Origin of the sequence: Vibrio sp. V10_P2A27P122, from assembly GCF_963874335.1 — a bacterium.
In the GTDB taxonomy this organism is placed as follows: Bacteria; Pseudomonadota; Gammaproteobacteria; order Enterobacterales; family Vibrionaceae; genus Vibrio; species Vibrio anguillarum.
The window spans coordinates 1-2,367 of record NZ_CAWNHY010000209.1 but is presented as its reverse complement, the minus strand read 5'-3'; the positions used below and the strand labels follow the sequence as shown (position 1 = coordinate 2,367).

Annotated in this window: 2 protein-coding genes; both read right to left on the bottom strand. The window is 38.9% G+C overall.

From position 1 onward, the window contains the following. On the bottom strand, window positions 1–1,552 hold a 1,552-nt coding region (locus tag AACQ17_RS08810; protein ID WP_276206496.1), incomplete at its 3' end, for an amylo-alpha-1,6-glucosidase. A gap of 76 nt (window positions 1,553–1,628) precedes the next feature. Continuing rightward, a partial coding sequence (gene malE / locus AACQ17_RS08805) for a maltose/maltodextrin ABC transporter substrate-binding protein MalE (protein ID WP_094167706.1) occupies window positions 1,629–2,367 on the bottom strand: 739 nt, incomplete at its 5' end.

Here is a 2,367-nt window from a genome sequence, read left to right as displayed (position 1 = left end):
CTGGTATATCGAACTCTTTTAGATGATCAGCTAGTTGTTTTTTATCCTCATCCCAAAATTTTCTGATAAAACTCATCTTTAATTTTTCAGCTAATTTTAAATAATATCGATGATCTAGATCCTTTTTATTCATTTCTGCCAGACGTGCCGCAACATGAAAGCTTTCAAATAGCAATGCTTGAATATCATTAGCTTTCGGTCCGCGAGGAGACCATGGAATTTGACCTTTGATTTTTGCATCCATCCAGGTATCGGGATGACGATGTTTTAGTAACCCATCTTCACTAAGATAATTACTTTCTATCCCATCAATAAATCGTTTTACAATCGGATAAATATCCTTTGCAAAAGCGATATCGCCACTGTAATTAATATATTCCATCACCTCCCTAATCATCCAAGGCGTACCATCGGTCGTGTTATATATTATGTCCGTTTTGCTCGTTACTCGATTGGGAATACGACCGTAATTGACTGAAGTATGATCTTGCATTTGCATGGAAGCAAAATTTTCAATGATTGCTCTGGACTCTGGAAATTGACCATTAATGAGACTTGTCCCAGATAAGGCTATGAACGTATCCCTTCCCCAACAGTCTTTGAACCAAGGTAAACCAGCCCATATACCAGAACCAAACTCTTGGTTCACAAATGTACGACTTGCCAATCTAGACCACATCACGGCTCGGTTATACTCCAGATCGTTGGTCCATAGATAATTACGTGTCAGAAAGCGATACAGATTGTTTTGAAAAATAATATTTGCATGGTTTTGCGCTGCGAGTTGAGCTCCTTTTATTGCCTCTGTTTTGGTGCTTTCAAAGTAGAGGTAAATGACTAATTTTTGGGTTGATTCAGTGGAACTAATCATCAGCTTTACATTAGAATCACTTAAACCCATTAATTTAGAGGTGGTTGCACATTCATCGGTTGCCATTTCTTTGGCAATAACGGATTGATTTGCGCTAATCGCAATAAAACGTGGTTCTTCGCTAACAGAATTTGCGTCATTTATTTCATAGATAAGGACGTCATCGATGCATTCAGGTTTGCTTGCATTTACTAATATATTAAGCTCAGGGAGTATGGCAAGAGATTGTTTGGACTCAGAGGTGATGGTGAGACAAGCAAGTCGTTGACCTTGTAATAAGCTCAAACATTCTACAGAAGATGTACCAACATAGTGATGTTCAATGCCAAAAGGCATCAAGCGGGCTTTACTGGCTTGTGTTTTATCATTGATGTTACCGTTTACAAATGACGCAAATTGACCTAAATACCAACCTTGAGAATGACGGTAATTACCGCTTGAGCTGAAGCCATAGGTATGTCCTTGATAATATCCATCCACGCCATCACTGAATACATAAGAAAATTTTGAGGTACTTTCTATTGCTAGATTTGAAAATAAATTTTCTAGCTCTAAAGTGCCATCAATTCTTGGTGTACTCGGTTCTACACCACATATCGGCGTGAACTCCTTACAAATGAGAAGGCGTGTTTGTGTTTGGTTTATTGAGGTAATTTGAGAATGTCTATATTTTGAAGTCATGACCGATACCTATAAAAAGGGGTACAGTAGACTGTACCCAAAGGTGAACATGAAAATTGTGCTTGTTGGGGATGAATTATTTCGTGATTTGTTTCGCTGCCATATCTAATGCTTCTTTGACACCTTGTTTTCCTTGCATCGCATTATCAATCGCTGCCCCTTCGGCAAACCAGTATGCTGTCATCTGTGGGATATTAGGCATAATTTCACCATTTTCGGCGTTAATCATAGTGGCTTTGATTCGCTGATCTTGTTCTAAGATTTTTTGAAACGATTTTAACGTTACTGCGCCAAGTGGCTTATCGTCATTCATGATTTTTAGTGCATCATCTTGAAAGACATAATTTTCTAAAAACTCAACGGCAAGATCAGTATTCGGGCTGGCCGAATTAATCCCAGCACTTAGAATGCCAACAAAAGGATTACCTTTGCCACCGTTTAGCGTTGGCAGCTCTGCAACGCCATAATTTATGCCTAATTTATCTAAATTACCCCAAGACCATGGGCCGTTTATCGTCATGGCCACCTCTCCTTTGCTGAATGCAGCATCAGAGACGGCATAATCCATGTTTGGGTTCAATACACCTTGATTAACCATATTAACTAAAAACTGCAGACCGTTGATTCCTGCTTCATTATTAACTCCGGTACTTTTGGCATTGTAACCCCCTACAATTTTTTCAAAAGCATAGGCACCGCCAGAGGAAATAACAGGCCAAGTAAAGTAAGCATTTTTAATATCCCACATGATGGCTTTTTTACCCTGTTTCTCCATTGTATTATGAATACTGACTAGTTCTTCCCAAGTTTTAGGC